The 21,161-nt window shown below is 72.5% G+C and carries 19 protein-coding genes; 14 read left to right on the top strand and 5 right to left on the bottom strand.

Annotated features, from left to right (window positions below):
• The first annotated feature begins 78 nt into the window (after positions 1 to 78).
• The gene (locus tag DXZ73_RS18815; RefSeq protein ID WP_116215702.1) at positions 79 to 1,479 is read left to right on the top strand and encodes a cystathionine beta-synthase; all 1,401 of its coding nucleotides are present in this window, start codon (positions 79 to 81) and stop codon (positions 1,477 to 1,479) included.
• A gap of 334 nt (positions 1,480 to 1,813) precedes the next feature.
• Here DXZ73_RS18815 and DXZ73_RS18810 read toward each other — a convergent pair whose 3' ends face one another.
• Positions 1,814 to 2,251 (bottom strand): hypothetical protein, encoded by a 438-nt coding sequence (locus DXZ73_RS18810; protein ID WP_116212141.1) that lies wholly within the window; start codon positions 2,249 to 2,251, stop codon positions 1,814 to 1,816.
• Positions 2,252 to 2,363: 112 nt separating this feature from the next.
• Here DXZ73_RS18810 and DXZ73_RS18805 point away from each other — a divergent pair, with 112 nt between their 5' ends.
• From DXZ73_RS18805 to DXZ73_RS18795, 3 genes are all read left to right on the top strand, one after another.
• Entirely contained in the window at positions 2,364 to 3,728 is a 1,365-nt protein-coding gene (locus tag DXZ73_RS18805) for an acyl-CoA synthetase (RefSeq protein WP_240351407.1), read from the top strand.
• Positions 3,729 to 3,848: 120 nt separating this feature from the next.
• Positions 3,849 to 4,700 carry a MurR/RpiR family transcriptional regulator gene (locus DXZ73_RS18800; protein ID WP_116212139.1) on the top strand — a complete coding sequence of 284 codons (852 nt, stop codon included), beginning with the start codon at positions 3,849 to 3,851 and terminating at the stop codon, positions 4,698 to 4,700.
• A gap of 191 nt (positions 4,701 to 4,891) precedes the next feature.
• Positions 4,892 to 5,503: a hypothetical protein gene (locus tag DXZ73_RS18795; protein WP_116212138.1), complete on the top strand. Its 612-nt coding sequence runs from the start codon at positions 4,892 to 4,894 to the stop codon at positions 5,501 to 5,503.
• Here the strand turns inward: DXZ73_RS18795 and DXZ73_RS18790 are convergent.
• Positions 5,487 to 6,791: a diaminopimelate decarboxylase gene (locus DXZ73_RS18790; protein ID WP_116212137.1), complete on the bottom strand. Its 1,305-nt coding sequence runs from the start codon at positions 6,789 to 6,791 to the stop codon at positions 5,487 to 5,489. The two genes, DXZ73_RS18795 and DXZ73_RS18790, sit on opposite strands and share 17 nt — an antisense overlap.
• 196 nt (positions 6,792 to 6,987) lie before the next feature.
• On the opposite strand from DXZ73_RS18790, the gene hutU reads away from it, so the two are divergent.
• The 5 genes from hutU (at position 6,988) to DXZ73_RS18765 (ending at position 13,966) form a co-directional block, all read left to right on the top strand.
• Positions 6,988 to 8,673 (top strand): urocanate hydratase, encoded by a 1,686-nt coding sequence (gene hutU, locus DXZ73_RS18785; protein ID WP_116212136.1) that lies wholly within the window; start codon positions 6,988 to 6,990, stop codon positions 8,671 to 8,673.
• A gap of 134 nt (positions 8,674 to 8,807) precedes the next feature.
• Positions 8,808 to 10,010, top strand: coding sequence for an allantoate amidohydrolase (locus DXZ73_RS18780; RefSeq protein ID WP_116212135.1), 1,203 nt, complete (start codon positions 8,808 to 8,810; stop codon positions 10,008 to 10,010).
• Complete coding sequence (locus tag DXZ73_RS18775) at positions 10,001 to 11,413, top strand: formimidoylglutamate deiminase (protein ID WP_205519183.1); 1,413 nt, start codon at positions 10,001 to 10,003, stop codon at positions 11,411 to 11,413. The genes DXZ73_RS18780 and DXZ73_RS18775 overlap by 10 nt, the downstream gene beginning before the upstream one ends.
• 80 nt (positions 11,414 to 11,493) lie before the next feature.
• Positions 11,494 to 12,663 (top strand): imidazolonepropionase, encoded by a 1,170-nt coding sequence (gene hutI, locus DXZ73_RS18770; RefSeq protein ID WP_116212134.1) that lies wholly within the window; start codon positions 11,494 to 11,496, stop codon positions 12,661 to 12,663.
• A gap of 151 nt (positions 12,664 to 12,814) precedes the next feature.
• A complete protein-coding gene (locus tag DXZ73_RS18765) occupies positions 12,815 to 13,966 on the top strand; it encodes a serine hydrolase domain-containing protein (RefSeq protein ID WP_162890251.1) in 1,152 nt (383 codons plus the stop codon).
• Between the two features lie 16 nt (positions 13,967 to 13,982).
• Here DXZ73_RS18765 and DXZ73_RS18760 read toward each other — a convergent pair whose 3' ends face one another.
• The 3 genes from DXZ73_RS18760 to DXZ73_RS18750 form a co-directional block, all read right to left on the bottom strand.
• The gene (locus DXZ73_RS18760; RefSeq protein ID WP_116212132.1) at positions 13,983 to 14,222 is read right to left on the bottom strand and encodes a hypothetical protein; all 240 of its coding nucleotides are present in this window, start codon (positions 14,220 to 14,222) and stop codon (positions 13,983 to 13,985) included.
• Positions 14,223 to 14,327: 105 nt separating this feature from the next.
• Complete coding sequence (locus DXZ73_RS18755; protein ID WP_162890250.1) at positions 14,328 to 15,446, bottom strand: DUF5937 family protein; 1,119 nt, start codon at positions 15,444 to 15,446, stop codon at positions 14,328 to 14,330.
• A 477-nt stretch (positions 15,447 to 15,923) separates the two neighbouring features.
• On the bottom strand, positions 15,924 to 16,817 hold the full coding sequence (locus DXZ73_RS18750) for an RNA polymerase sigma factor SigF (protein ID WP_425315849.1): 894 nt from the start codon (positions 16,815 to 16,817) through the stop codon (positions 15,924 to 15,926).
• A gap of 240 nt (positions 16,818 to 17,057) precedes the next feature.
• Between DXZ73_RS18750 and DXZ73_RS18745 the strand changes: the two genes are divergently transcribed.
• The 5 genes from DXZ73_RS18745 (at position 17,058) to DXZ73_RS18725 (ending at position 20,945) form a co-directional block, all read left to right on the top strand.
• A complete protein-coding gene (locus tag DXZ73_RS18745; RefSeq protein ID WP_116212131.1) occupies positions 17,058 to 17,426 on the top strand; it encodes an STAS domain-containing protein in 369 nt (122 codons plus the stop codon).
• A gap of 177 nt (positions 17,427 to 17,603) precedes the next feature.
• A complete protein-coding gene (locus tag DXZ73_RS18740) occupies positions 17,604 to 18,098 on the top strand; it encodes an ATP-binding protein (protein ID WP_116212130.1) in 495 nt (164 codons plus the stop codon).
• A gap of 131 nt (positions 18,099 to 18,229) precedes the next feature.
• A complete protein-coding gene (locus tag DXZ73_RS18735; protein ID WP_240351406.1) occupies positions 18,230 to 19,048 on the top strand; it encodes a peptidase in 819 nt (272 codons plus the stop codon).
• Positions 19,049 to 19,164: 116 nt separating this feature from the next.
• On the top strand, positions 19,165 to 20,004 hold the full coding sequence (locus DXZ73_RS40095) for a hypothetical protein (RefSeq protein ID WP_116212129.1): 840 nt from the start codon (positions 19,165 to 19,167) through the stop codon (positions 20,002 to 20,004).
• 47 nt (positions 20,005 to 20,051) lie between these two features.
• On the top strand, positions 20,052 to 20,945 hold the full coding sequence (locus tag DXZ73_RS18725) for a neocarzinostatin apoprotein domain-containing protein (RefSeq protein WP_116215697.1): 894 nt from the start codon (positions 20,052 to 20,054) through the stop codon (positions 20,943 to 20,945).
• Positions 20,946 to 21,161 lie beyond the last annotated feature (216 nt).

Genomic DNA, 21,161 nt, shown 5'->3' with positions numbered 1-21,161 from the left:
CAACGGCAAGCGCACCCGCATAGGCTGGAGATATGGGCACGCGACTGACCGCTAGTGCCCCCGACCGCGGAGATCACCGTGCAGTATCACGATTCGATGATTGAGCTCATTGGCAATACCCCGCTGGTGAAGCTCAACAGCGTGACCGAAGGCATTCAGGCCACTGTCCTTGCCAAGGTCGAGTACCTCAACCCCGGTGGTTCGGTGAAGGACCGCATCGCCGTGCGGATGATCGAAGCCGCGGAGAAGTCCGGCGAGCTCAAGCCGGGCGGGACGATCGTGGAGCCGACCTCCGGCAACACGGGTGTGGGGCTTGCGATCGTGGCCCAGCAGAAGGGCTACAAGTGCATCTTCGTCTGCCCGGACAAGGTGTCCATGGACAAGATCAATGTGCTGCGGGCCTACGGTGCCGAGGTCGTGGTCTGCCCGACCGCCGTCGCTCCCGAGCACCCCGACTCGTACTACAACGTCTCGGACCGCCTCGTCCGTGAGACGCCCAACGCCTGGAAGCCCGACCAGTACAGCAACCCCAACAACCCGCTGTCCCACTACGAGACCACCGGTCCGGAGATCTGGGAGCAGACGGAGGGGAAGATCACCCACTTCGTCACGGGCGTCGGCACCGGCGGCACCATCAGCGGCACCGGCCGCTATCTGAGGGACGCCAGCGGCGGCAAGGTCAAGGTCATCGGCTCCGACCCGGAGGGCTCGGTCTACAGCGGCGGTTCGGGCCGTCCGTATCTGATCGAGGGCGTCGGCGAGGACTTCTGGCCGACCGCCTATGACCAGTCCATCGCGGACGAGATCGTTCCGGTTTCCGACAAGGACGCCTTCCAGATGACGCGCCGCCTCGCCAAGGAGGAGGGCCTGCTGGTCGGCGGCTCCTGCGGCATGGCCGTCGTCTCCGCGCTGCGCGTCGCCGAGCGGCTCGGCCCGGACGACGTCGTGGTCGTGCTGCTGCCCGACAGCGGTCGCGGTTACCTCAGCAAGATCTTCAACGACGAGTGGATGGCCAACTACGGCTTCCTGGACGAGGGCGGCGCCACCGCCCGCGTCGCCGACGTGCTCAAGCGCAAGGACGGCGAGCTCCCGTCGCTGGTGCACATGCACCCCGAGGAGACCGTCGGCGAGGCCATCGAGGTGCTCCGCGAGTACGGCGTCTCGCAGATGCCCATCGTCAAGCCGGGCGCGGGTCACCCCGATGTGATGGCCGCCGAGGTCGTCGGCTCGGTCGTCGAACGGGAGCTGCTGGACGCGCTGTTCACCAAGCGCGCCTCGCTCTCCGACCCGCTGGAGAAGCACATGTGCGCCCCGCTGCCGCAGGTCGGTTCCGGCGAGCCGGTCGCGGACCTGATGGCCGTGCTCGGCACCGCGGACGCGGCGGTCGTGCTGGTCGAGGGCAAGCCCAAGGGCGTGGTGAGCCGTCAGGACCTGCTCGCCTTCCTCGCCGAGGACGCGAGCGCCGCCGCGGCCAAGTAGGCCCGCACCGCCGCCGCGTGGGCCCGCCGCCGTCAAGTGAACGGCAAGAGGCGCAGGCGATCCGTAAAGGGTACGTATGCGTCACGCGCCCGCAGCACGGACTTAACAACGGTCCGGCATATTGAGGGGTGTCGGCAGGGAGAACGCTCCCGGCCGGCGCCCCGAATACGGCGGCAGGACCTCCGGAGCGGCTCCCGGACTCCACAGCCGTCCGGATGCGGAGGACCGGCCCAGGCCGGGGCCCGTGTCCTCGCGGGGACCGCCGTCGTCCCGATCCCGGCCTCGGCCGGGGTGCGGCGGTTCCCGCGCTTCCCCACCGCATCCCGACGGAGCGTCACTTCCAGTCGGAGTCCTGGTCCCGCTTCTGGCGGCCCGGCCAGGGGAACGCCCCCGACACATTCAGGGCGTTGACGCCCACGATGCCCGCCCAGCACACCAGCAGGCCCGGCAACTGTGCGTTGACCACGGCGATGGCGGACAGCGGGATCGCCAGCACCAGGGAGATCGCGGCGAAGCCGAAGCGCTCGCCGAAACTGCCGATGCCCACCTCGCCCGCCCCGGTGCGGGCGCCGCGGGCGACGCTCATCTGCTGTTCGGCGAGGTGCCTGCGCACCCGTCGGTCGATCGCCTCGTCGAGCTTGCCGTCGACTTTCTCCAGGAAGCTGTCGACCAGCTCCTGCTCGTACTCCGGCCCCAGCTCCTTGCGGGTCTGGAGCGTCGTGTCGAGTTCCTTGCGCAGTTCGGTCTTGAGGTCAGGGTCATGGGCCGTCATGGCTATGACGATACGGTCGGAGCGGCCCCGCGTCGCTGGGGCCAGCACCCGTATCCGCAGTGGGGGATGTCCCCGGGCCTCCCCCGGACCGCCCCCGTGGAAGGAGCAGTACGTGCACGGACCGACCGTACCCCTGCTTGCGTCCCTGACCGCCGGGACCGACTCCGCCGACGCCCTCACCGTCGCCGGGCGCCCCTGCTCGCGCGAGGAACTGCTGGGCGCCGCCCGCGCGGTGGCCGCCCGCGTCGCAGGCGCGCCCTGTGCGGCCGTGCAGGCGGAGGCGACGCTGGAGACCGTGGTGGCCGTCGTGGGCGGACTGCTCGCCGGGGTGCCCGTGGTGCCCCTGCCGCCGGACGCCGGGCCCGCCGAACGCGACCACATCCTGCGGGACTCCGGCGCCGCGCTGGTGCTGGGCCCCGGGGGAGACGTTCCCGTCGACATACGGGAGCGGGCCGACTGGACCGGCCCCGAGCCGGATCCCGCGGCCACCGCCCTGATCCTCTACACCTCGGGCACCACCGGGTCCCCCAAGGGCGTCGAGATCCCGCGCGCGGCCGTCGCCGCGGGCCTGGACGGGCTGGCCGACGCCTGGCAGTGGAGCGCCGAGGACACCCTCGTGCACGGCCTGCCGCTCTTCCACGTGCACGGCCTCGTCCTCGGCGTGCTGGGCGCGCTGCGCACCGGCAGCCGCCTGGTGCACACCGGCCGCCCGACCCCCGGGGCGTACGCGGCGGCGGGCGGCAGCCTCTACTTCGGTGTGCCGACCGTGTGGTCCCGCGTCGTCCGCGACCCGGCCGCCGCCCGCGCGCTGGGCAAGGCGCGGCTGCTGGTGTCGGGCAGCGCCGCGCTGCCCGCGCCCGTCTTCCGTGACCTGGAGGAGCTCACCGGGCAGCGGCCCGTCGAGCGCTACGGCATGACCGAGACCCTCATCACCCTCTCCACCCGCGCCGACGGCGAGCGCCGCCCGGGCTCGGTGGGCCTGCCGCTGCCGGGCGTGCGGACGCGGCTCGCGGAGGCCGAGAACGGCATCGGCGAGCTGGAGCTGTGCGGGCCGACGCTCTTCGCCGGCTATCTGGGCCGCCCGGAGGCGACCGCGGCGGCGTACACGGCCGACGGCTGGTTCCGTACGGGCGACATCGCCACCGTCGAGCCGGACGGCATGCACCGCATCGTGGGCCGCGCCTCCACCGACCTCATCAAGTCCGGCGGCTACCGCATCGGCGCGGGCGAGGTCGAGAACGCGCTGCTCGACCACCCGGCCGTGAGCGAGGCCGCCGTCGTGGGCGTCCCGCACGACGACCTCGGCCAGGAGATCGTGGCCTATGTCGTGGCCGAAGGGGTGAGCGAGCAGGCGCTGATCGACTTCGTGGCGGGACACCTGTCCGTGCACAAGCGGCCGCGGCGCGTCCGTTTCCTGGAGGCGTTGCCGCGCAACGCGATGGGCAAGCCGCAGAAGAAGCTGCTTCCGCCCGTGTGAGTCCGCCGTGCGAGACGCGCGCCCGTCCCGGGCCCTGCATAATTCCATGCAGAGCCCGGGATCGGTGAATGGCCGATGTGGTCCGGGACCGCGCACCGCCGACGACCGATGGAGGGCCCGATGAGCGACAACGGGGGCGAACCCGAAGCCACCGCACGGCTGCAGAAGCTCTTCGAGGGCCACCGGCTGACCCCCACCCAGCGGCGCATCGCCCACTGCATGGTGCGGCGCTCCGCCGACGCGCCCTTCCTCTCCAGCGTCGAGCTCGCCGAGCTCGCCGGCGTCAGCCAGCCGTCCGTGACCCGCTTCGCCGTCGCCCTCGGCTTCGACGGCTATCCGGCGCTCCGCCGCCATCTGCGCGACGTCGTCCCCGCCGCCACGACGACCGGCGACAGCTCGTACAACGAGTACCAGCAGGCCGTCCAGGCCGAGATCGACAACCTCCGCCACCTCTCCTCGCTGCTCGCCGACCCCGGGCCCGTCGCCCGCGCCGGACAGCTGCTCGCCCGGTCCCGTCCGCTGCCCGTGCTCGGGCTGCGCGCCGCCACCGCGCAGGCCGCCGGGTTCGCCTACTTCGCGCGCAAGGTCCACCCCGACGTGCGGCTCCTGGACGAGGGCGGCACGCTGCTCGCCGACCGCATCGACGCGGCCGTGCGCGCCGGGGCGAGCACCCTGCTGTGCTTCGCGCTGCCCCGCCACCCGCGCGAGGTCGTCGAGGCGCTGGAGTACGCGCGGGGCGAAGGGCTGACGATCGTCACCGTCGCGGACTCCACCTTCGCCCCCGTCGCCCGCCACAGCGACCTCCTCCTCCCCGCAGCCGTCGGCACGGGCCTCGCCTTCGACACCGCGTGCGCGCCGATGCTCCTGGGGCGGGTGCTGCTGGAGTCCATGTGCGACGCGCTGCCGGACGCGCAGGCGCGGCTGGAGGAGTTCGACGCGAAGGCGGCGGCGCGGGGGCTGTTCGTCGAATGAGGGCAGCAGGGACGGAGCGCCGGTGTACGCGCTGTGCTCGGAGCCTCCCACGCGGCGGAGCCGCAAATCGATGCAGCCGGGAAGGGGCGGGGTGGGGAGCAAAACCGCCGGATTCTCAGCCCGCGCTCAGAATCGTTGGCTAACCTGCCGCGTGACGAGACCTGGAACCCGGCGAAAGGGAGGAAACGACGATGGGGCGCGGCTCATACGCACTGGCGCGAGTAGCGGTGATCGTCAGAGCACCCGCCGCATGGCTGTGGTGGCCGGGGCTGCTGAGCGCGGCCGTCGGCGTGCTCGTCCCCGGGCTCACCGGGCGGCGGATCGGGCTGCTCGCCGGAGCGGCCCTCTTCCTGATCGTGGCCGGTGCGGTCTTCCTGGCCCGGCGCGGCCGCTACCGGGAGCTCGCGCGCGGCGCCTCCCGCGCGGGCAGGTCGGTCTTCCTCCAGGACCGCCGGGTGACCGTGCGCAACTGGCGGCGCGCACGCCGCTGGTGGCTGCTGATCGCCTTCCTCGCGGCCGTCGGCTCGTCCTTCGCCGTGCCCGCCGCGGCCGGTCTGGCGCTCGCCGGTGCCGGTGCGGGCCTGTGGGCGAAGGCGCTCTGGTTCGGCGGGCTGGAGCGGAAGGGCGAGTCGCTGCTCTGGGTGCGTACGGAGTGGGCGCAGGGCAGCCCCGTCGCCAAGCCCGTGAGCGGCTATCTCGCCACCGGGCTCGCCGCGGGCGACGCGCTGCCCGGCGGCGCCCGTCGCCCGGGCCGCGGGCCGGGCCGTGCCGCGGGCGGCGCGGCGGTCAGCGCAGCGCGCTGAGCCCGGTGGCGTGGTCGGCACCGCTCTCGGCGACCAGCTCGTCCAGACTCTGCGGGGCGCGCACGGTGACGAATCGCGTGTGACCTTCTGTCGACGCGTAGCCGTAAACCCCCGGGCGGGGCAGTGAGTTGTACGCGAAGTGGTTCGAGAAGTAGTACGCGCCGGTGTCCAGCAGCGCCACATGGTCGCCCGGCTCCAGCGGCGGCAGCGGGCGGTCCACGGCGATCAGGTCGCCCGCGAAGCAGCACGGTCCCGCGACGGTCTGCGGCACCGGCACGCCCCGCTTGGGGCGCCCCTGCGCGTCGTACGCGAGAACCCGCAGCGGCCAGGACTCCGGCGCGAAGACCGTACGCGTGGCCACCTGCGCGCCCGCGTGCGTCACGGCGATCCGGCGGCCGCCCGCCGACTTGGTGTACTCCACCCTCGCCAGCACCATGCCGCTCTTCGCCAGCAGCGACCGGCCGAATTCGGTCACCACGCCGTAGCGGCCGTCGAACAGGCCCGGCACCGTGGCCGCCAGGAGCCGCGCGTACTCCTCGAACGTGGGCGTGACCTCGTCCGAGGCGAAGTTCACCGGCAGGCCGCCGCCGATGTCCAGGGTCCGCACCTGCCGTCGGCCCACAGTCCGGTTGATCTCCTCGGCCAGTTCGTACACGGCCCGTACGCCCTCCGCCATCAGCGGCGGCGGGCAGCCCTGCGAACCGACGTGCGCGTGCAGCCGGGTCAGCCACGGCCGCTCCACGAATGCCCTCACCAGCCACTCCCGCGCTCCCTCGTCCCGCAGGGCAACCCCGAACTTCGAGGTCTCCGTGGCCGTGCTCAGGGCCGCGATGCTGCCGGTGCCGATCTGCGGGTTGACCCGGATCCCGATCGGGGAGGCCGTGGGTGCCTCCCCTGTGAGCCGGTCCAGGCGGGCGAGCTCCTGTCCGTTGTCCGCGTTGACAGCGATGCCGTGCGCCAGTGCCTCGCGCAGTTCGTCCGTGGTCTTGGCGGGGGAGTCCAGGACGATGCGGTCCGGCGGGACACCGGCCCTGCGGGCCAGGGCCAGCTCGCCGGGGCTGGCGACCTCGCAGCCGATGCGCGCTCCGGCGAGCAGGTGGAGCACGGGGATCAGTGGCGCGGCTTTGACGGCGAAGGTGTGGAGGGTGCCGGGGCCGGGGAAGGCGGTGTGGAGGGCTGTGGTGGTGCGGCGGATGTGCGCTACGTCCAGGAGGCCGGCAAGGGGATCGCGGGGGCCGACGACGCCCTGCGCGACGGCTTCGCGTACGGCCAGGTCTCTGGTGGTCATGGGGGCTCCCTTTCGGTGGCTCCGTACTGATTGCCCCGAAGTCGCGCGGCGAATACCCGGCAGGGCCCACTTCCATTTCCGGCGGGCCGACCTGTTGACTGGCGGTATTCACTGCCACAAGATGTGAAGTGTTCTATTCAATGGATCTCTTCAGACCACCGGTTCTCACCGGAGCAGCGCCAGGGAGGCAGGGCCCATGTCCGGACCGCGACCCGTCCGAGCACCGCGAGGCACGCAGCTGAGCACCCTGGGGTGGCAGCAGGAAGCCGCCCTGCGCATGCTCCAGAACAACCTCGACCCCGAGGTCGCCGAGCACCCGGACAAGCTGGTCGTCTACGGCGGCACCGGCAAGGCGGCCCGCGACTGGCGCTCCTTCGACGCCATGGTCCGCACGCTGCAGACGCTGAAGCAGGACGAGACGATGCTCGTCCAGTCCGGCCGCCCGGTCGGTGTGATGCAGACCCACGAGTGGGCCCCGCGCGTCCTCATCGCCAACTCCAACCTCGTCGGCGACTGGGCCAACTGGGAGGAGTTCCGGCGTCTTGAGGCCCTCGGCCTCACCATGTACGGCCAGATGACGGCCGGTTCGTGGATCTACATCGGCACGCAGGGCATCCTCCAGGGCACCTACGAGACGTTCGCCGCCGTCGCCGCCAAGCTGCATTCAATGGGTAAAGGAGGGGTCGGCGGCACGCTCGCCGGGACGATCACCCTGACCGCCGGGCTCGGCGGCATGGGCGGTGCCCAGCCGCTCGCCGTCACCATGAACGACGGCGTCGCCCTGTGCATCGACTGCGACCCGCGCGCCATCGAGCGCCGCATCGAGCACCGCTACCTCGACGTCAAGGCCGACTCCCTCGACCACGCCCTCCAGCTCGCGGTCGAGGCGCGCGACGCCCGCCGCCCGCTGTCGATCGGCGTCCTCGGCAACGCGGCGGAGCTCGTGTCGCAGCTGCTCGCCATGAACGCGCCCATCGACATCGTCACGGACCAGACCTCCGCCCACGACCCGCTCGCCTATCTGCCGGTCGGCGTCGACTTCGACGAGATGGCCTCGTACGCGGCCGAGAAGCCCGCCGACTTCACCCAGCGCGCCCGGGAGTCGATGGCCCGTCATGTGGAGGCCATGGTCGGCTTCATGGACGCCGGGGCCGAAGTCTTCGACTACGGCAACTCCATCCGCGGCGAGGCACAGCTCGCGGGCTACGACCGGGCCTTCGCGTTCCCCGGCTTCGTGCCCGCCTACATCCGCCCCCTGTTCTGCGAGGGCAAGGGCCCCTTCCGGTGGGCGGCGCTGTCCGGCGACCCCAAGGACATCCACGCCACGGACAAGGCGATCCTCGACCTCTTCCCCGAGAACGAGTCCCTCGCGCGCTGGATCAAGATGGCGCAGGAGCGCGTCCACTTCCAGGGCCTGCCGGCCCGCATCTGCTGGCTCGGCTACGGCGAGCGGGACCGCGCGGGCGAGCGCTTCAACGACATGGTGGCCTCGGGCGAGCTGTCCGCGCCGATCGTCATCGGCCGCGACCACCTCGACTGCGGCTCGGTGGCCTCCCCCTACCGCGAGACCGAGGCCATGCTGGACGGCTCCGACGCGATCGCCGACTGGCCGCTGCTGAACGCCATGGTCAACGTGGCCTCCGGCGCGTCCTGGGTCTCCCTCCACCACGGCGGCGGCGTCGGCATGGGCCGCTCCATCCACGCGGGCCAGGTGACGGTCGCCGACGGCACGCCGCTGGCGGGCGAGAAGATCCGCCGCGTCCTCACCAACGACCCGGGCATGGGCGTCATCCGCCACGTCGACGCGGGCTACGACATCGCGGAGTCGGTGGCGGAGGACCGCGGCGTCCGCGTCCCGATGCGGGAGGGTGACACGGCGTGACGGACCCCCGAAGCCGGGGCTCCGCCCCGGACCCCGGGCACGAGCAGGTTGTGGGCAGTCGTCCCGCAGGGCGGGACGGGTGGGCACAACCCGACCACCGGGCCGCACCCGCCCACGTACCCTCGTTCCACGAGATGTGGCAGGACCTGCGCCCCCTCGGGCGGAACCCCGAGACCAACGGTTACCGCCGTTACGCCTGGACCGCAGCAGACACCGACTGCCGCGCCTGGTTCCGGGCACAGGCGGAGTCCAGGGGCCTCGCCTACGAGACGGACCGCAACGGCAACCAGTGGGCCTGGCTCGGCGACCCCACCGCGGGCGACGCCGTCGTCACCGGCTCCCACCTGGACTCCGTCCCCGACGGAGGCGCCTTCGACGGCCCCCTCGGCGTCGTGTCGTCCTTCGCCGCGCTCGACGAGCTCCGCGCCCGCCGCGCGCGGCCGACCCGCCCCCTCGCCATCGTCAACTTCGGTGACGAGGAAGGCGCCCGCTTCGGGCTCGCCTGCGTGGGCTCCCGCCTGACCGCCGGACAGCTCACCGTCGACAAAGCCCACGCGCTGCGCGACGCGGACGGGGTGTCCCTGCCGCAGGCCATGGAGCGCGCCGGACACGACCCGGAGGCCATCGGCGCCGACCCCGAGCGCCTCTCCCGCATCGGCGCGTTCATCGAGCTGCACGTCGAACAGGGCCGGGCCCTCGCCGACACGGAGCACCCCGTCGGCATCGCCTCCGCCATCTGGCCGCACGGCCGCTGGCGGTTCGACTTCCACGGCGAGGCCAACCACGCGGGCACCACCCGCATCGAGGACCGCCGCGATCCGATGCTCACCTACGCCAACACCGTCCTCGCCGCCCGGAAGAAGGCCCGCCTCGCCGGTGCCCTCGCCACCTTCGGCAAGGTCAGCGTCGAGCCGAACGGCGTCAACGCCATCCCCTCCCTGGTCCGGGGCTGGCTCGACTCCCGCGCCGCCGACCAGGACACCCTCGACCTGGTCGTCGCCGAGATCGAGAAGGCGGCCCTGGAGCGCGGCGAGCGCGACGGCATCGACGTGGCGGTCACCCGCGAGTCCTTCACCCCCGTCGTCGAATTCGAGCACGCCCTGCGCGACGAGCTCGGCCGGATCCTGGGCAAGACCGGCCGCGCGGACCTCCCGGTCCTCGGGACGGGCGCGGGACACGACGCCGGAATCCTCTCCGGAGCCATCCCGACCGCCATGCTGTTCGTACGCAACCCCACGGGTGTCTCCCACTCACCCGCCGAAACGGCGGCCGAGGACGACTGCCTGGCCGGGGTGACCGCACTCGCCGACGTACTGGAGGGCCTGGCGTGTCGCTGACGAGGCAGACCTACTGGGCGGAGCACGCCCTCCTCGACACCGGGGTCGAGCCCGGCGTGGTCGTGGAGACCGGCGACGACGGCCGGATCTCCGCCGTGCGCCGGGGCGTCACGGCTCCGCCGCCCGGCGCGGTGACGCTGCGCGGACTCACGCTCCCCGGGCTCGCGAACGCCCACTCCCATGCCTTCCACCGCGCCCTGCGCGGCGTCGTCCAGGCGGGCCACGCCACGGCCGCGCCCGCTCGGCCGCACGGCGGGCGGGCCGCGGCGGAGGCCGCCGAGCGGGCGCCCGGCAACTTCTGGACCTGGCGCGAGGTCATGTACGGCGTCGCCGACCGCCTCACCCCCGAGTCCTACTTCGCGCTCGCCCGCGCGACCTACGCCGAGATGGCCCTCGCCGGCATCACCGCCGTGGGGGAGTTCCACTATCTCCACCACGCTCCCGGCGGCGGGCACTACGGCAACCCCAACGCCATGGGCGAGGCCCTGATCGCGGCCGCCGCCGACGCGGGCATCCGCATCACCCTCCTCGACACCTGCTACCTCTCCTCCGGCTTCGGCGCGGAGCCCAACCAGCACCAGCTCCGCTTCAGCGACGGCACCGCCGAGGCGTGGGCCGAGCGCGCCGCCGAGCTCAAGGGCGACGGCAACACCCGCATCGGCGCGGCCGTCCACTCCGTGCGAGCCGTGCCCGTCGACCAGCTGGGCACCGTCGCCGCCTGGGCGCAGGAGCGCGATGCCCCGCTGCACGTCCACCTCTCCGAGCAGACCGTCGAGAACGACGCCTGCGTCGAGGCCCACGGCTTCACCCCGACCGCACTGCTGTCGGACCACGGCGTGCTGGGGCCGCGCACCACGGCCGTCCACGCCACCCACCTCACCCCGGGCGACATCCGCCTCCTCGGTCACTCGCACACCGGCATCTGCATGTGCCCGACCACGGAGCGGGACCTGGCCGACGGCATCGGCCCCGCCCACAAACTCCAGAGCGCGGGCTCCCCGCTCTCGCTGGGCAGCGACAGCCACGCCGTCATCGACATCCTCGAAGAGGCGCGCGCGATGGAGCTGGACGAGCGGCTGCACTCCCACACCCGCGGCCACTGGACGGCGGCTCAGCTGCTGCGCGCCGCCACCGCCGACGGCCACGCGGCCCTCGGCTGGGACGACGCGGGCCGCATCGAGCAGGGCGCGCTCGCCGACCTCACCACGATCGCCCTCGACTCGGTGCGCACCGCGGGCCCGCCGCCGCGGCTGGGCGCCGAGACGGCCGTATTCGCGGCGACCAACGCGGACGTGCGGGACACGGTGGTCGGCGGCCGCCATGTCGTGCGCGAGGGAGCGCACCAGCTCGTACCGGACGTGGCGGGCGCTCTCGCCGAGTCCATCGCGGCCCTCCGCGACTGACGTCCCGGGCCGCCCGGGCGCCCCGCCCGGCGCCTCCCGTCAACCGAACCCGGCAGAACCCGAAGGAGTGCCGCGCCACCATGGCGACCACGGTGATCACCAACATCAGCAGTCTCGTCACCAACGACCCCTCCCTCGGTACAGGCCCCCTCGGCACGGTCCAGGACGCGGCCGTCGTCATCGACGGCGACCGCGTCGCCTGGGTCGGTGCTTCAAGCAAAGCACCCGCCACTGACAATCGCGTCGACGCCGGCGGCCGGGCCGTGCTCCCCGGCTTCGTCGACTCCCACTCGCACCTGGTCTTCGCGGGCGACCGCACCGCGGAGTTCAACGCCCGCATGTCCGGGCAGAGTTACAGCGCGGGCGGCATCCGCACCACGGTGGCCGCCACCCGCGCCGCGAGCGACGAGGCGCTGGAGGCCAACCTCCTCCGCCACCTGCGCGAGGCGCTGCGCCAGGGCACCACCACCCTGGAGACCAAGTCCGGCTACGGCCTCACCGTCGAGGACGAGGCCCGCGCCCTGCGGATCGCCGCGGCCCACACCGACGAGGTCACCTACCTCGGCGCCCACATCGTCTCCCCCGACTACGCCGACGACCCCGCCGCGTACGTCGACCTCGTCACCGGCCCGATGCTCGACGCCTGCGTGCCGCACGCCCGTTGGGTCGACGTGTTCTGCGAGAAGGGCGCCTTCGACGGCGACCAGGCCCGTACGATCCTCGCCGCCGGAGCCGCCCGCGGGCTGATCCCCCGCGTGCACGCCAACCAGCTCTCGTACGGCCCCGGCGTCCAGCTGGCCGTCGAGCTGGACGCGGCCTCCGCCGACCACTGCACCCACCTCACCGACGCGGACGTCGACGCCCTCGCCAACGGGAACACCGTGGCCACGCTGCTGCCCGGCGCGGAGTTCTCCACGCGCGCCCCGTGGCCCGACGCGCGCCGCCTGCTCGACGCGGGCGCCACCGTCGCCCTGTCCACGGACTGCAACCCCGGCTCGTCCTACACGAGTTCGGTGCCCTTCTGCATCGCCCTGGCCGTGCGCGACATGGGCATGACCCCCGACGAGGCCGTCTGGTCGGCGACGGCGGGTGGCGCGGCGGCCCTGCGCCGTACGGACATCGGCCGCATCACCCCCGGTGCCCGGGCCGACCTCAGCCTCCTCGAAGCCCCCTCGCACGTCCACCTCGCCTACCGCCCCGGGGTCCCCCTGGTCTCGGCGGTCTGGCGCTCGGGCGTACGCGAGCTCTGACCGGCGCCCGCCGCCGGAACCCCGAGTCGCCTTCAGGGGGACCTCTAAGGGGTCGCCGTCGCGCGATCATTCCTGGTCATGATCATGTCGAGGTGGGGTGCGGCATAGGTTGATGGTGCATCAGCCAGTCGCCACCGAGAGGCATCCGATCATGCGCCGCCGAACCGCCGCCGTTTCCGTAGTGCTCGCCGCCGCGGCCCTCGCCCCCGCCGCCGGGCCCGCCGTCGCCGCCGCGCCCGCCGCCCGCGGCGCCGACCGGGCCGCCCTCCAGCGCGCACTGGACGGAGTGATAGCCGAGGGCGTGCCCGGTGCGGTCGTCGAGGTGCGTGACGGCGGCGGCGTCTGGCGCGGCGGCAGCGGTGTCGCCGACCTCACGGACGGGCGCCGGGCGCGGCCGGGGGACCGGTTCCGGGTCGGGAGCGTGACCAAGAGCTTCGTCGCCACGGTCGTCCTCCAGCTCGTCGCCGAGGGCAAGGCCGGGCTCGACGACCCCATCGGGCGCCACCTCCCCGGCCTGGTCCCGGACACGGCGAAGGGCACGCCCGTCACCGTACGGCAGCTGCTCGACCACACCAGCGGACTCGCCAACTACATCGACGTCCTCCGGCGGGAGAACGATCCGGTGCGCACCCTCCAGCACTCCCACCACACGCCCCGCGAGCTGGTGGACATGGCGATCCAGGAGCCGCGCACGTTCGAGCCCGGCGAGGCGGGCAAGTGGGCGTATTCCAACACCAATTACGTCGTCCTCGGCATGCTCGTCGAGAAGCTCACGGGCACCACCCTCGACAAGGCGATCACCCGGCGCATCGTGCGTCCGCTCCACCTCACCGGCACGTCCGTCCCCACCTCCGAGCGGCTGTCCGGCCCCCACCTGCACGGCTACGAGCAGTTCCCCGGCGAGAGCGCCCCCACCGACTTCGCCGACTTCAGCCCCACGGCCTTCTGGGGCCCCGGCAACATCGTCTCCACCACCGCCGACCTGAACCGTTTCTACCGCGCGCTCGCCGGCGGCAAGCTGCTCCCCTCGCACCTGTGGCGCGAGATGAACACCCTGCACGACACGGACCGCGGCGAGAACCGCAAGTACGGCCTGGGCCTGGAGAGCAACTCCGGCTACTGCCCCGGCGAGAAGCCGGTCTGGGGCCACACCGGCAGCGTCCCCGGCTACAACACCTTCAGCTTCACCTCGGCCGACGGCGAGCGCCAGATCACCCTCGCCCTCTCGAAGGACATGACCAAGACCCCGCAGGCCGACGCCGCGGCCCTGAAGGTGTTGTCCACAGCGCTGTGCACGAAGTAGCCCCGGGCGCCCCGCGTCACACGGGCGGGACGACATCCGGGCCGATCGCCGGGGTGTCGTCCTCGTGCTCGTCCTCGCACGGAGGGAACCGCCTGCAGAAGAACCCGCGCCCCCGGCACGCCGTGCACGTGTGGGCCGCGGACATCTCCCCCGCCTGGCACGACTGACTCACATAGAGCGTGAGCGCCTGGTAGTACCCGCTTCCCCGGCACCCCTTGCAGAAGTGATGCGGGCCGGTGCAGCACTCTTCGCTCATGTCGCCGATGATCCTCCGAGACGTCGCTACGCAGGGATGCTTCGTACTCGTCTCCCTCTTTCTGCGTACGCGGGTCGGTGCGGCCCCGGACGCCGGCCTCGAGGGTCAGCGGAGGATGCCCTCCAGGAATTCGCCGCTGAGCCGGGCCACGGCCATGACGTCCAGCTGGTAGTTGACGTACCGGCCGCGCCGCCGTGTCGTGATCAGGCCCGCCTTCTTCAGCACGGACAGATGGCGCGAGACCTCGGGCGCGCTGATGCCCAGGACCCCGGCCAGCTCCCCCGTGGTGTGCGGGGCGCGCGCCGTGCTGCGGCACAGCCTGATGCGTACGGGGTGGGCCAGCGCCTCCAGGCGCAGCTGGAGCAGTTCGACCGAGGCGGGTGGGGGCAGGTCGGGGGAGCCGACCGGGTAGTGGACGACCGGGCGCCAGCCGGGCCGGTGCAGCACCATCAGGTGCGGCCAGCCGAAGCGCGAGGGTACGAACGTCAGGCCCGCCCCCACGGCGGGGTCCACCGCCGTGGCGTGCCCCTCGGCCAGCTTGTCGACCCGGATGAGCGTGCCGCCCTCCTCCAGGGTGATCGCGGGAGAGACCGCGGCCAGCGCCTCGCCGAGCCCTTTGCGGCGCAGCAGTTCCGTCTTGTGCCGGGCGTCGGCGGCCAGCGTGGGCTCGGCCTCGCGCCAGATGCCGGCGAAGAAGGCGTCGTCGCAGTCCTCCACCAGGCGGCGCACCCAGGCGCGGATGGCGGCGGGGTCCTTCAGGAGCCGCTCGGCGAAGTCCATCTGCCGGGGGCCACGGGCCGCCGCCAGCTCCAGCGTCCTGGCCCGGGTGGGCAGGTCGGCGACCGGCGAGGGGCCGCCCTTGTCGTACGACGCGAGGCAGGCGAACTCCAGGGCCGTGGTGACGAACTGTTCGTCGTCCAGCCGGTCCAGCTGGTCCAGTTCCTCGGCGAGCGTCCGGCCCGTCCTGCCGTCGCCGCCGCGCAGCCCTGCGAAGGGCATGAAGAGGTCCGAGAACGTGTGCCGCCACAGGAAGTCCGCTTCGCGCAGCCGCTCGGCGAGATCCTGCCGGAGCGCGGCGGTCGTGGCCGTGGCCCAGCCGGCCAGCCCCGGGTGGTGGCCGGGCTCGGACAGGACGTGCAGCGCGAGGCACAGCTCGGCCAGCGGCGACGCTTCGAAGACGATGCGCTCCGGAGGCAGGCGGGTGATGTCTATGCTCACGCTCATGGCGCCATCTTGCACTTTCCGCTGGATGCGGGGGCGGCGGATTGACGGCCGTTGCGAATTGGCGCCTGGTTTGTCCTCAAACGCCGGACGGGCTTGATTTGGCTGATATCGCGGTCAGGCGTGAAGTCCCCGTACGGGTGAGGACCCGTCCGGCCGCGGCCGGACGCGGGGCCCGGCGCGGGACCATGCCCGGGTGAACGTCAATCAGAGCCGGCCGCCCCTGGTCAGGTGCAGGCGCTGCGGCAGTCCGATGTGGTGGGACGTCACCTACCCGTACGCGCCCGTCTGGTACTGCTCGACCTGCGATCACCCCCCGGAGCGCCGCCGCAGCGCGCACGCCGCGCCGCCACGGTGCCCCGAGGGGTGTGCGAGTGCCGTGATCCAGACCGGTGACGACGGCAGCCGACAGTTCGTCTGCCATCGCAAATGACCCGTTGCGATCGACCGCCGCGAACGATCGGATCGCAGACGTCCGGATCATTCCTCGATCATCAGCCCCCGACGCAGCCGCACCAGCGTGCGCGACAGCAGCCGCGAGACGTGCATCTGGGAGATGCCCAGCTCCTCACCTATCTCCGACTGCGTCATGTTCGCGACGAAGCGCAGGGAGAGGATCTTCCGGTCCCGGGGCCGGAGTTCGGCGATCAGCGGCTTGAGGGACTCCACGTACTCGATGCCCTCGAGGCCGTGGTCCTCGTAGCCGATGCGGGCCGAGAGCGTGCCCTCGGAGTCGTCGTCCTCGGCGGGCTGGGCGTCGAGCGAGCTCGCGGTGTACGCGTTGCTCGCGGCCATGCCCTCGATGACCTCTTCCTCGGCGATGCCGAGCCGCTCGGCGAGCTCACCGACCGTGGGGGCACGGTCGAGCTGCTGCGCCATCTCGTCGCGGGTCTTCGCCAGTTCGAGGCGGAGCTCCTGGAGCCGCCTGGGTACGCGCACGGACCAGCTCGTGTCACGGAAGAACCGCTTGATCTCGCCGATGATCGTCGGCATCGCGAAGGTGGGGAACTCGACGCCCCTGCCGAGCTCGAAGCGGTCGATCGCCTTGATCAGGCCGATCGTGCCGACCTGGACGATGTCCTCCATCGGCTCGCTGCGGGTGCGGAACCGCGAGGCGGCGAACCTCACCAGGGCCAGGTTGAGTTCGACCAGCGTGTTGCGGACGTACGAGTATTCGTGGGTGCCCTCTTCCAGCTCCGCGAGGCGGGCGAAAAGGGTCTTGGACAGGGCCCGCGCGTCGTCCGGCCCCACCTCGTCGTACGGCGGGATCACGGGGAGCCCGGAATTCTCGGGCGCGATCTGTTCGGGCGGAGTTGTCGACGACGCGGTCTCCCGAAGGGTTCCGGTGCGCGATGCGTCGAGCCGGGGTGACATGGTGTCCTCCATCATTCTCGGCATATGGCCGCCGATGCCTTGACTTCTTGCTGCGGTTTGCGGCGCCTCCAAAGCCGTCCGTGGTGGATGTCCTCTACTAGCCCTATCGGTCTTCACCACTCCATGGCAAGTCCGTGTTATCCCGCTTTGTCCGTAAATAACGGATGTTCGGCTACCGGACGCCGTATCGAAGGCGTAGTGTTCCGACCTGTCCACGCAAGCAACCGGGAAGGGATGCGCATGGACCGCGAAATGGTCGGCAGTGCGAACAGGGGCCGGCTGAATGTGGAGGTCCGGCGCCACGGAGCGAGCGCGATCGTGACGCCGAGAGGTGAGCTCGACCACCACACGGCGGAGCTGCTGCGAGAGCCCCTCGAAGCCTGCGTCGGCGAGATCAGCGCGCGCGTGGTCGTGGACTGCTCGAAGCTGGAGTTCTGCGACTCCACCGGGCTCAATGTCCTGCTGGGCGCCAGACTGACCGCCGAGGCCGCGGGTGGGGGAATCCACCTCGCCGCCATGCAGCCGGTCGTCGCCAGGGTCTTCGAGATCACGGGCGCCGAAGCCGTCTTCACCGTGCATGACACACTCGATGCGGCCATCGCCGAGTGACCGGCGTCACCTCCCCCACCTGTGTGTAACCCCCCGGGTTACCCGTGTCGCAGGAGTCGCGCCGAAGAAGTGGGTGTTCCCGCGGATCGGTCGGGCAGAAGTCTGCTGAATCTGTTCAATGTGCCTGGTATCCAACAAATTCTTTCTGAGTCGGTGAATCGGTGAGGTGAAGCGCTGATGAGCACCACGCGGCCGTACCCGCCGCCGGGCGAGCCCGGTCCGGACGCGGGCGGCGCTTCCCCCGATCACCTCCCGCCACCGGGGGGACAGGTCCGTCGGCTCCGCCTCGTCGGGGCCAGCGGCGCCGTACCCAGGGCCCGTGACTTCACCCGCCAGGCGCTCCACGACTGGGGCTGGCTGCCCGCCGCCACCGCCGACCACCGCGCGGCCGCCGAGGACGTCCTGCTGGTCGTCTCCGAGCTGGTCACCAACGCCTGCCTGCACGCCGACGGCCCGGAGGAGCTGCGGGTGAGCTTCGCGGGCAAGGTGCTGCGGCTGGAGGTCGTCGACCTCGGCGCCGGGACCCCCGCACCCCGCACCCCGCACCGCGCGGGCCGCCCGGGCGGCCACGGCATGTTCATCGTGCAGCGGCTCTGTCTGGACTGGGGAGTCGTGCGGAACGAGAGCGGCGCCGGCAAGACGGTCTGGGCGGAGCTCGCCGCACCCGCGTGACCCCTCGGCGGCCGTGAGCGCGGCGCGTTCCGTGTCTTCCCTCCGCAAGGTCCCCGGCGTACTGTCGGCGCCCGATCTGATGTGCCGTCAGTGATGCACGGCTACGGCACCGGACGAGAGGGGAACCCGAGGTGTACCGCATCCAACGCCGTCCCACTCGCCGCACGGGCGCGCTCGCGCTCGCCGCGACCGTGGCCGGAGGGGCGATCCTGCTGGTCGCACCCGCCGCGCACGCCGACACGGTCGACGTCGACTATCAGTGCAAGACCCCCATCGGGGACAAGAGCGCGGTGTCGCCCATCGACATCAAGGGCGTCGCGAGCGGCGATTCCTACAAGCTCACCATGTCCTTCCAGAAGGGCGTCTCCTCCAGTCCCATCCCGCTCGGCAAGGGCGCGATGAAGCCGAGCGCGGTCATCAAGCTCGGCGGTGCGGAGAGCGGCACGGTGGCCGTGGACGGCCCCGCCAACTCCGAGGAGATCCCCGCCAACACCCCCATCAAGATCAGCGACTTGTCGGGCACCTACACCCCGAAGAAGAGCGGCACCGTCACTTTCACCGCCTCCACCCTCACGATCTCGGCCCTCGGCACGACGACGACCTGCACGCCCTCCAACAACCCCAAGCCGTCACTGACGCTGGACGTGAAGGGGCCGGGCGGCTCGTCGACGGGCGGTTCGACCACGGGCGGCTCCACGAGCGGGGGCTCGACCACGGGCGGTTCCACGACGGGTGGTTCGGGCGGCTCGGGCAGCACGGGCGGGTCCGGTGGTACGGGCGGTACGGGCGGTACGGGCGGGTCGACGGCGACCGGCGGCTCCTCCGGCGGCGGCCAACTGCCCCAGACCGGACCGGCGGACTCCGCGGTGGCCCTGGGCACGCTGGGCGGAACGGTCCTGCTGACGGGCGTGGCGGGCGCACTGTGGCTGACGAGGCGCAGGTCGGCGTAGCCGCTTCGGGGGGCCGGGGGTCTCTCCCTCACGCGGCGGAGCCGCAAATCGACACAGCCGGGAAGGGGCAGGGCTGGGGGAAAACCGCCGTCCGCCGACGCACAGGGGAGCCGCCCATGAAGCCGCACCACCTCGCAGCCCTGTCCATAGGCGTGCTCCTCCTCGCCACCCCCACCGCATTCGCCGGAGCAAAGCCCTGGACCACCGCCCCCGCCCCCGCGGGCAAGGGCGCGCCCCGCCCCGACGACCGCTCGTCCTTCTACCTGGAAGGCGACCCCGGCACCGTCTTCGAGGACAAGCTCTCCCTCGTCAACCCCGGTGACACCGCGCGCTCGCTCGACGTACACGGCGACGGCCCGTGGATCGCCCTCGCCGCGCGCCGCGTGCGGATCCCGGCCCGTACCCGCGCGGACGTCCCCTTCACCGTGGCCGTACCGAGCGCCGCGGAGCCGGGCGACCACTCGGGGGCGCTCGTCGTCAGCGGGGAGGGGCGGCAGGTGCGCGTACGGCTGGGGCTGCGGGTGACCGGCGCCCCCGCGCTGCGCGCGCTCGCCGTGGAACACGTACGGGTCGGCCGCGAGGGTGGCGGCGCGGTCATCCGTTACGCGCTGGTCAACCGCGGCAACACCGTGCTCTCCCCGCGCCTGGCGATCCGCGCGGACGGCCTGTTCGGCACGGTCCTGCGCCGTACGGCGGCGGGCGTGCCCACGGAGCTGGCGCCCGGCCGGAGCGTACGGCTGACGGAGAGGTGGCCGGACGCGCCGCGCCTGGACTCCGTACGGGTCCACCTGACGGCCACCGCGCCCGGCGCCGCCCGCGCGACCGCCTCCGGTTCGTACACGCCCCTCGTGTGGGTGCTCCCGGTCCTCGGCGGGTTCGCACTGGCCCTCGCCGCGGCCACGGTCCTGCTCGTACGGCGCTTCCGCCGCGCCCGGCGTACGGGAGCGGCGGCGTGAACGCCCGCCGGGCGGGCGGCGTCGCGGTCCTGCTGGCGCTGGTGTTCATGCTGCTGCCCGCAGGGCGGGCGGCCGCGGACGGGCCCGCCCTCCGGCTGGACCGGACCGAGGCGGGCAAGGGCGCCGACATCACGGTGAGCGGCACCGGTTGGCGCCCGCGCACCCTGCTCACGCTGCTCATCTGCGGCCAGAACATGATCGGCGGCACCAACACCTGCGCCAACGCCGACGGGCGCACCGTGACCACCGGCGCCGACGGCCGCTTCAGCAGACGGATCCCGGTCGCCGAGCCGCCCAGACCGTGCCCCTGCGTGGTGCACGTGGCGACGGTCTCGGGCGACCCGACGGCCGCGGACGCGGTCTTCAAAGTGGCCGGACACCCCGTCGCGTCCCTGCCGCGGCAGCCCGGCGGTGAACGGCTCGGCGTCCTGGACGCGAGGCTGGAGGGTTCGAGCGGCCTGCTCACGTGGTTCGGCGCGCCCCCGCACCGACGGCTGGTCGTCACCGTCGGCAACCTGGGCTCCGAGCCCGCCAAGGACCCCGTCTTCCGGCTCGGCACCTCGCACGGCGTGCTCGCCCCCGAGTGGGAGAAACAGCGCTGGCGCGGCACGATCGCCGCGGGCGCGCGGGCGCGGGTCCCCATGGACGTGGAGCTTTCGGCGGGCGCGTACGGCGACTACCTGGTCTCCCTCGAATACGGCGACAAGGTGCTGATCGAGCAACCGTGGGACGTGAGCCGCCCGTGGGGCGTGACCCTCTTCTGGATCCTGCTGTGCGTGGTGATCCCGGCGGGGGTGTTCCGCCTGGGCATGCTGCTGGTGAACCGCGTACGCCCACGCCCTCCCGCTCCGACCGCGCCCCGCACGGCCCCGGGCGGCCCACTGCCGTGGTTCACACCGGAGAGGGACCCGGAGGGACGGGAGGGCCCGCCGAGTCCTTGAGCGGATGGCCCAGTTGGCGTCGCCCGCACGTCAGGACCTTCTGGTCCGCGCCGCGGCAATGCCGGGGAGGTGGCTCAAGGGCTGATCCGAGCCCCAAGCTATGAGGCCCGGATCGCAAAACCCTCGGCATTCAGCGTCTGGGTTCCGGCCTACGGATTCCCGGTCCTGGGCGGCTTCACCGTACCGGATTCCTGAGGCGGGCGCTCGCGGCGGTTG

This window comes from Streptoverticillium olivoreticuli subsp. olivoreticuli, assembly GCF_003391135.1.
Lineage (GTDB): Bacteria > Actinomycetota > Actinomycetes > Streptomycetales > Streptomycetaceae > Streptomyces > Streptomyces blastmyceticus.
This window is presented reverse-complemented; position numbering and strand designations above follow the sequence as displayed.

Excerpts from the sequence above, each read along its gene's own strand:
- DXZ73_RS18810 (WP_116212141.1), bottom strand. The coding sequence starts at position 2,251 with ATGACGGCCCATGACCCTGACCTCAAGACCGAACTGCGCAAGGAACTC.
- DXZ73_RS18800 (WP_116212139.1), top strand. The coding sequence starts at position 3,849 with ATGAGCGACAACGGGGGCGAACCCGAAGCCACCGCACGGCTGCAGAAG.
- DXZ73_RS18795 (WP_116212138.1), top strand. The coding sequence starts at position 4,892 with ATGGGGCGCGGCTCATACGCACTGGCGCGAGTAGCGGTGATCGTCAGA.
- DXZ73_RS18790 (WP_116212137.1), bottom strand. The coding sequence starts at position 6,791 with ATGACCACCAGAGACCTGGCCGTACGCGAAGCCGTCGCGCAGGGCGTC.
- hutU (WP_116212136.1), top strand. The coding sequence starts at position 6,988 with ATGTCCGGACCGCGACCCGTCCGAGCACCGCGAGGCACGCAGCTGAGC.
- DXZ73_RS18780 (WP_116212135.1), top strand. The coding sequence starts at position 8,808 with ATGTGGCAGGACCTGCGCCCCCTCGGGCGGAACCCCGAGACCAACGGT.
- hutI (WP_116212134.1), top strand. The coding sequence starts at position 11,494 with ATGGCGACCACGGTGATCACCAACATCAGCAGTCTCGTCACCAACGAC.
- DXZ73_RS18765 (WP_162890251.1), top strand. The coding sequence starts at position 12,815 with ATGCGCCGCCGAACCGCCGCCGTTTCCGTAGTGCTCGCCGCCGCGGCC.
- DXZ73_RS18760 (WP_116212132.1), bottom strand. The coding sequence starts at position 14,222 with ATGAGCGAAGAGTGCTGCACCGGCCCGCATCACTTCTGCAAGGGGTGC.
- DXZ73_RS18755 (WP_162890250.1), bottom strand. The coding sequence starts at position 15,446 with ATGAGCGTGAGCATAGACATCACCCGCCTGCCTCCGGAGCGCATCGTC.
- DXZ73_RS18750 (WP_425315849.1), bottom strand. The coding sequence starts at position 16,817 with ATGTCACCCCGGCTCGACGCATCGCGCACCGGAACCCTTCGGGAGACC.
- DXZ73_RS18745 (WP_116212131.1), top strand. The coding sequence starts at position 17,058 with ATGGACCGCGAAATGGTCGGCAGTGCGAACAGGGGCCGGCTGAATGTG.
- DXZ73_RS18740 (WP_116212130.1), top strand. The coding sequence starts at position 17,604 with ATGAGCACCACGCGGCCGTACCCGCCGCCGGGCGAGCCCGGTCCGGAC.
- DXZ73_RS40095 (WP_116212129.1), top strand. The coding sequence starts at position 19,165 with ATGAAGCCGCACCACCTCGCAGCCCTGTCCATAGGCGTGCTCCTCCTC.
- DXZ73_RS18725 (WP_116215697.1), top strand. The coding sequence starts at position 20,052 with ATGCTGCTGCCCGCAGGGCGGGCGGCCGCGGACGGGCCCGCCCTCCGG.